The following is a 7,802-nucleotide window of genomic DNA, read 5'->3' as shown; positions in this document are numbered from 1 at the left end:
TGCGCGCAGAACATGAAGAAGATCGCGCTGCTGCTGGCGCGGCTTTTACGGCTTTTAAAAGCGGCGATGAGAGGCTACGAGCGTCGCGAGCAAGCGCACCACGCAAAGCAAAAGTTTGGCGGCGCGCAGCTGCCTGGGCCTGCGTATCGCTTCGCATAGCGGCAACAAAAAAACCCCCGTTTGAAAAAACGGGGGTTTATCAACAATCTGAGGCCTTGTCGCAAGACAAGGCCTTTTTGCTGGTGACGCCAAAGGTAGCGGTCAAGCCGTCAAACGCGAGCTCTTGGGCACATGGGCCATCAGGAACTCCATCTGGTCCGTCAGGATGCGGCGGTTGCGCAGGATGAAGTCTTCCCAAAGGCTGGGGGTGTAGGGCGCGTAGAGCAGCGGCATATGCGCCTGCTCGGGCGTGCGGCCGGCCTTGTGGTGGTTGCAGGATGCGCAGGCCGTCACCACATTCATCCAGGTATCGGGCCCCTTCTGGGATACCGGAATGATGTGTTCGCGGGTCAGGTGTTCTTCGTCGAAATGCTCGCCGCAGTAGGCGCAGATATGGCGGTCGCGGCCAAACAGCTTGCTGTTGGTGAGCGTCATGCGCATGGCAAAGGGGTCGATGCCGGGCTTGCCACGCGTGCCGATGATGCTGGCCACATCGATGCGCGACTGCAGGCCGGTGATGGCGTTATGGCCGCCACGGAAGCAGGCCACACTTGAGCCCGCCTCCCAGCGCACATCGCCTGCTGCGTAGTGCGTCACCGCCTCCTGCAGACTGATCCAGGATTGCGGAACGCCACTTGCCGATAACTTCAACACCTTCACAATGGGCCTCCTGCGCATTGGGAATTGAACCGAAATACCGTCGACCCGCGCGGCGCCTGGCCACGAAAAATGCCACTGCCCACGCACATGCTGCACGCAGACCCGGGCACCAAGTCATAATGATCAATATACACTTTTATTGTGAAATTGCACACCAGCGCTCGGCTCGAAAGCGCAAGCCGCTACAAAAAACAAAGCAAAGATGAAAATCTTCAGAGGACTTGACCACCCCGAGGTCACCAGGCACTGCGCGCTGACCATCGGCAATTTTGATGGGGTGCACCGGGGCCACCAGGCCATGCTGGCGCTGCTGCGCAGCGAAGCGCAGCGCCGGGGGCTGGCCAGTTGCGCACTTACCTTCGAGCCCCATCCGCGTGACTACTTTGCCCAGATCCTGAACAAGCCCGACCTGGCGCCGGCCCGGATATCCACTCTGCGCGACAAGCTCGACCAGCTCGCCCAATGCGGCATTGACCAGACCATTGTGCTGCCCTTCAATGCGCGCCTGGCCGCGCAAGCCCCGCAGGCCTTTATCGACGATGTGCTGCTCAAAGGCCTGGGCACCGGCTACCTGCTGGTGGGCGATGATTTCCGCTTTGGCCACCAGCGCGCGGGAGATTACGCGATGCTGGTCGAGGCCGGCCGCAAGCAGGGCTTTGATGTGGCGCGCATGAACAGCTACGAATCCGATGGCCTGCGCGTCTCCAGCACGGCGGTGCGCCATGCGCTCAGCCAGGGCGATATGCCGGCAGCGGCCAAGCTGCTGGGCTACCCCTATGCGATATCCGGCCATGTGGTGCATGGCCGCAAGCTGGGCCGCCAGCTGGCCGAAAGCCGCGCGGGCGCAGGCGACGGCTTTCGCACGTTGAACCTGCGTTTTGACCATTGGAAACCGGCGGCCAGCGGCATTTTTGTCGTGCTGGTGCACGGCCTGTCGGCCGAGCCCTTGCCGGGCGTGGCCAACCTGGGCGTGCGCCCCTCGCTGGACCCGAATGACGTCAACGGCGGCCGCGTGCTGCTGGAGACCCATTGCCTGCAATGGCCCGCTGAACTGGGTGGTGACGGGGCATACGGTAAAATCATCCGAGTGGAACTCCTACACAAACTGCACGACGAGCTCAAATACGACAGTCTGGACGCCCTGACCACAGGGATTGCCAAGGACTGCGCGGATGCCCGTGCCTTCTTTCATACGGCCAGCCACGCCGAAACCCGTCGCCAGACCACGCGCGACCGAATTTGACGCTGACCTGACTGCGCCGTGCCGCGCAGAAGTCAGCAGTCGCCTGCACCAAGGTGCACGTCAGACAACGCTTCTGCGCTATACATTTTTCCACTGACCGGCATGATCACCCCGCCCGGATCAGGACCATGTTTTGCTTTGAAGGTATTTATGTCCGACAAATCGTCCCCCGCAGAAAAGGCCTCTGCGTACCGCGCCACCTTGAACATGCCCGACACCCCGTTTCCGATGCGCGGCGATCTGCCCAAGCGCGAGCCGGGCTGGGTCAAGGAGTGGGAGGACCAGGGCATCTACAAGCGCCTGCGGGATGCCCGCAGCGGCGCGCCCAAGTTCATCCTGCACGACGGCCCGCCCTACGCCAACGGCAAGATCCACATCGGCCACGCCGTCAACAAGATCCTCAAAGACATGATCGTCAAGAGCCGCCAACTGGAAGGCTATGACGCGCTGTACGCGCCGGGCTGGGACTGCCACGGCCTGCCGATCGAGAACGCGATCGAAAAGCTCCATGGCCGCAACCTGCCCCGCGATGAGATGCAGGCCAAGAGCCGCGCCTTCGCCACCGAGCAGATCGGCCAGCAGATGGCGGATTTCAAGCGCCTGGGCGTGCTGGGCGACTGGGACCACCCCTACAAGACCATGAACTATGCCAATGAGGCGGGCGAGCTGCGCGCCCTCAAGAAGGTCATGGAGCGTGGCTTTGTCTACCGGGGCCTCAAGCCCGTCTACTGGTGCTTTGACTGCGCTTCGTCGCTGGCCGAGTTCGAGATCGAATACGCCGACAAGCAAAGCCAGACCCTCGATGTAATGTTCCCGGCGGCCGATCCGGCCAAGCTGGCAGCCGCCTTCGGCCTGGCCAAGCTGGACAAGGAAGCCTTCATCGTCATCTGGACGACCACCGCCTGGACCATCCCGGCCAACCAGGCCTTGAACGTCAACCCCGACCTCGAATACAGCCTGGTCGACACCGAGCGCGGCCTGCTGGTGCTGGCCAGCGCGCTGGTGGACAAGTGCATGGAGCGCTGGGGCATCGAAGGCAAGGTGATCGCATCGGCCCCCGGCAAGGTGCTGGACCACATGCCCTTCAAGCACCCGCTGGCCCATGTGGACAAGGGCTATGACCGCATCTCGCCCGTCTACCTGGCCGACTATGCCACCGCCGACGACGGTACCGGTATCGTGCACTCGGCGCCTGCCTACGGTCTGGATGACTTCAACTCCTGCGTCAGCAATGGTATGGACTACAAGGACATCCTCAACCCGGTGCAGGGCAATGGTGTCTATGCGCCCGAGCTGCCGCTGTTCGGTGGCCAGCACATCTGGAAGGCTGTGCCGGTCATCCTGGACGCGCTCAAGGTCGCCGGCCGTCTGATGGACACCAAGACCATCACCCACAGCTACCCGCATTGCTGGCGCCACAAGACGCCAGTGATCTACCGCGCCGCCGCCCAGTGGTTCATCCGCATGGACGAAGGCGAAGGCGTGTTCACCGACCCGGCCCAAAAGCCGGCACAGACCCTGCGCCAGATCGCGCTGGACGCCATCGAGCACACCAGCTTCTACCCGGAAAACGGCCAGGAGCGCCTGCGCGCGATGATCGCCGGCCGTCCGGACTGGTGCATCTCGCGCCAGCGCAGCTGGGGTGTGCCCATCCCCTTCTTCCTGCATGTGGATACGGGTGCGCTGCACCCGCGCACAATGGAGATCCTCGACCAGGCGGTCGAGATCGTCGAAAAGGGCGGCATCGAAGCCTGGAGCCGCGTGACCAGCGAAGAGATCCTGGGCGCCGAAGAAGCCAAGCTCTACACGAAGAGCACCGACATCCTGGAAGTCTGGTTCGATTCGGGCTCGACCTTCTGGCATGTGCTGCGTGGCACCCATCCCGACCACCACCACGACAGCGGCCCCGAGGCTGACCTGTACCTCGAAGGCCATGACCAGCACCGTGGCTGGTTCCACAGCTCCTTGCTGCTGGCCTCGGCCATCTTTGGCCGCGCGCCCTACAAGGGCCTGCTGACCCACGGCTTTACCGTGGACGGCCAAGGCAAAAAGATGTCCAAGTCGGTCGGCAACACCGTCGCGCCGCAGGATGTGAGCAACAAGATGGGCGCCGAGATCATCCGCCTGTGGGTGGCCTCGACCGACTACTCGGGCGACCTGGGCATCGACGACAAGATCCTCGCCCGCGTGGTGGATGCCTACCGCCGCATCCGCAACACCCTGCGCTTCCTGATGGCCAACATCAGCGACTTCGATGTCGCCAAGGATGCGGTCGCCTACGAAGACATGCTGGAGATCGACCGCTGGGCGCTGGCCCGCTCGGCGCAGTTCCAGGCCGAGCTGCTGGCGCACTACAAGGTCTATGAGTTCCACCCCGTGGTGGCCAAGCTCCAGCTGTTCTGCTCCGAGGACCTGGGCGGCTTCTACCTGGACGTCCTCAAGGACCGCCTCTACACCAGCGCCGAAGGCAGCCTGGCACGCCGCTCGGCCCAGACCGCGCTGCACCAGATCACCCAGGCCATGCTGCGCTGGATGGCGCCTTTCCTGTCCTTCACCGCCGAAGAGGCCTGGAAGATCGTTGGCAGCAGCGAGACCATCTTCCTGGAGAAATTCTGCGACCTGCCCGCTGGCGACGAGGCCCTGCTGGCCAAGTGGGCGCGCATCCGCGAGATCCGCGATGTGGTCAACAAGGACATCGAAACCCTGCGTGCCGATGGCAAGGTGGGTGCATCGCTGCAGGCCGAAGTGGCCATCAGCGCCCAGCCGGAAGACCTGGCGCTGCTGCAGACCCTGGCGGACGACCTCAAGTTTGTGCTGATCACCTCGGCCGCCACGGTGGCCGCCGGTGATGCGCTGAGCGTGGCCGTCAACCCATCGGACAAGGCCAAGTGCGAGCGCTGCTGGCACTACCGCGACGATGTGGGCCAGAACCCCGCCCACCCCACCTTGTGCGGCCGCTGCGACAGCAATCTTTATGGCGCGGGTGAAACCCGTCTGATGGCCTGATGAACGCCGCCGCCACCCCTGCCCTGGGCAGCGCCGGCAAAGGCCGGTTTGTGCTGTGGCTGGTGATTGCTGCGGTGATTTTCTGGCTGGACCAGTGGAGCAAGGAATGGATCCTGGCCCACTACCAGCTGGGTGAGTACACCACCATCACCGGCTTTTTCAACATCGTCCGGGCGCACAACCCCGGCGCGGCCTTCTCCTTCCTGGCCAGCGCCGGCGGCTGGCAGCGCTGGCTGTTCACCGGCATTGGCGTGGTGGTCACCGCCGTCATCGTCTGGCAGCTCTACCGCCACAGCCACAAAGCCCTGTTCTGCCTGGCGCTCACCTGCATCATGGGCGGCGCCATCGGCAATGTGGTGGACCGCATGCGCCACGGCTATGTGGTCGACATGCTCGACTTCCACTGGATGGGCAGCCATTTCCCCGCTTTCAACCTGGCCGACTCGGCCATTTGCCTGGGTGCGTTCCTGCTGATCCTGGACGAGCTGCTGCGCATGCGCCGGGGCGAGAAAGGCTGATCAGGCTGTTCAGTGCCTTTATAGGCAACCCTAAGACACCGCCCTCGCCCCTGCGACGGCGGTGTTTTTTATCGATGGTTCACATTGCTCCATAACCCGCGCTGCCAGGCCCAAACCACCACTTGGCCTGCATAAAAAGAGACACAATGGCATTCGCCCTACAGCGCGGCGCGCGTATCAGGGGTATAGTGTCCGGTTCGCCTTATGAAACACTTGCTCAATCTTCTTGCCGCCATTGCGCTGCTGGTTTGGGGCTCTCATATGGTGCGCACAGGGGTGCTGCGCGTCTTTGGCGCCAACCTTCGCAACCTGCTGGCGCGCAGTATGAGCAACCGTTTTACCGCGATGCTCTCGGGCATCGGGGTGACGGCCCTCGTCCAGTCCAGCAGTGCCACCTCCCTGATGACCGCGTCCTTCGTCGGCCAGGGCCTGATACCGCTCACGGCCGCCTTATCGGTCATGCGCGGTGCCGACGTGGGCACCGCCTTGATGGCGGTGCTGTTCTCGACCGACCTCTCCTGGCTCTCGCCGCTGCTGATCTTCTCGGGTGTCGTGCTGTTCATTTCCAAGCAGGATTCAACACCCGGCCGCGTGGGCCGTGTCTTCATCGGCCTGGGCCTGATGCTGCTGGCGCTGCGCCTGATCGTCGAGGCCACCGAGCCGCTGCTCGCTTCCGAAGCTGTACGCACCCTGCTGGTCAGCGTCAAGAGCGACTTCTTCATGGAACTGCTGCTAGGCGCCATCCTGGCTGTCATCGCCTATTCCAGCCTGGCCATCGTGCTGCTGATCGCGGCCATGGCTGCATCGGGCGCCATTACCGGCGACATGGCCCTGGGCCTGGTGCTGGGCGCCAACCTGGGCAGCGGTGTGCTGGCCGTGCTGCAAACGGCCAAATCCAGCATCGAAGTGCGCCAGGTCACCATCGGAAACCTGGTCTTCAAGATCATGGGCGTCGCCATCGTCGCGCCCTTCGTCGGTCTGTGGTCCACCTATGCGATGCCCTACATCAACGATGCGGGCCGCTCGGCGGTGCTGTTCCACTTGGCCTTCAACATCCTCAACACCTTGGGCTTCATCTGGTTCACCGGCGTGATCGGCGACTGGATGCGCAAGCTCTTGCCCAAGGAAGAAGCGAACAAGGGCCCCCAGCGCCCGCGCCACCTCGATGCCTCGGCCTTGTCCACCCCGTCGCTGGCCATCTCCTGCGCCGCACGTGAAGCGTTGCACCAGGCCGATGTGGTCGAATCCATGCTGATCGGCCTGCACAACGTGGTGCAAACCGACAATCTGCAACTGTCGCAGGACCTGCGCAAGCTCGATGACACGGTCGATGAGCTGTACTCGGCCATCAAGTACTACATGACCAAGATCTCGCGCGCCGAACTGGACGAGCGCGAGAGCCAGCGCTGGACTGAAGTGATCAACTTCACCATCAACATGGAGCAGATCGGCGACATCATCGAGCGCGTGCTCACCGACGTCGAAAACAAGAAAATCAAGAAGCGCCGCCAGTTCAGCAAGCAGGGCATGGAAGAGATCAACGAGCTGCATTCGCACCTGCTGGACAACCTGCGGCTGGCGATGAGCGTGTTCCTCTCGGGCAACGTGCGCGATGCGCAAAAGCTGCTGGAAGAAAAGGCGCGCTTCCGCGACCTGGAGCTGGCCTATTCCGCCTCGCACCTGGAGCGCCTGTCGCACAACACCGTCCCCAGTATCGAGACCAGCTCGCTGCACATCGACCTGATCAGCGACCTCAAGCGCATCAACTCGCTGCTGTGCTCGGTCGCCTACCCGATTCTGGAAGCAGCCGGCGCGCTCGCCCACAGCCGCCTCAAGGACGATCCCGAACCCGCCCGCCACTGAGGCGGCGGGCAGCAGAGCCAGCTCAAAGCAGTTCGGAATTCGCATACAATCCCACACTGCTGCTTGGCGCCCACTCCGCCACATTGCAGTGAAGGAAGCGTGGCAGAGTGGTTGAATGCACCGGTCTTGAAAGCCGTTGCAACGCTTCAAGAGTGTTTGATAAATAAGCATTTTTATAGATCACTTCCGCAACTCATGGAAATCATTTCCGCATGTTGAGGCAGTGACTAGGTGGGTTGGCAGAGCGGTTGAATGCACTAGTCTTGAAAACTAGCAAGGATTTACGTCCTTCCAGGGTTCGAATCCCTGACCCACCGCCAGTTTTACATACACCGTGGCTATTGAGGGATGGT

5 protein-coding genes and 1 tRNA gene are annotated in these 7,802 nt (G+C 62.6%); 5 read left to right on the top strand and 1 reads right to left on the bottom strand.

Annotated features, from left to right (window positions below):
- Positions 1-261: 261 nt before the first annotated feature.
- Positions 262-819, bottom strand: a complete 558-nt coding sequence (locus LPW39_RS01655) for an HNH endonuclease (protein ID WP_230770762.1) — start codon at positions 817-819, stop codon at positions 262-264.
- A 202-nt stretch (positions 820-1,021) separates the two neighbouring features.
- Between LPW39_RS01655 and LPW39_RS01650 the strand changes: the two genes are divergently transcribed.
- The 5 genes from LPW39_RS01650 (at position 1,022) to LPW39_RS01630 (ending at position 7,769) form a co-directional block, all read left to right on the top strand.
- Positions 1,022-2,062, top strand: a complete 1,041-nt coding sequence (locus tag LPW39_RS01650) for a bifunctional riboflavin kinase/FAD synthetase (protein ID WP_230770760.1) — start codon at positions 1,022-1,024, stop codon at positions 2,060-2,062.
- 150 nt (positions 2,063-2,212) lie between these two features.
- Positions 2,213-5,068: an isoleucine--tRNA ligase gene (gene ileS / locus LPW39_RS01645; protein ID WP_230770758.1), complete on the top strand. Its 2,856-nt coding sequence runs from the start codon at positions 2,213-2,215 to the stop codon at positions 5,066-5,068.
- Positions 5,068-5,586: a signal peptidase II gene (lspA, locus tag LPW39_RS01640; RefSeq protein WP_230770756.1), complete on the top strand. Its 519-nt coding sequence runs from the start codon at positions 5,068-5,070 to the stop codon at positions 5,584-5,586. The genes ileS and lspA overlap by 1 nt, the downstream gene beginning before the upstream one ends.
- 204 nt (positions 5,587-5,790) lie before the next feature.
- Positions 5,791-7,449, top strand: a complete 1,659-nt coding sequence (locus LPW39_RS01635; protein WP_230770754.1) for a Na/Pi cotransporter family protein — start codon at positions 5,791-5,793, stop codon at positions 7,447-7,449.
- 230 nt (positions 7,450-7,679) lie between these two features.
- A tRNA-Ser gene (locus tag LPW39_RS01630) sits at positions 7,680-7,769 on the top strand.
- Positions 7,770-7,802 lie beyond the last annotated feature (33 nt).

It is taken from the genome of Comamonas koreensis, assembly GCF_021026195.1.
In the GTDB taxonomy this organism is placed as follows: Bacteria; Pseudomonadota; Gammaproteobacteria; order Burkholderiales; family Burkholderiaceae_C; genus Comamonas; species Comamonas koreensis.
This window is presented reverse-complemented; position numbering and strand designations above follow the sequence as displayed.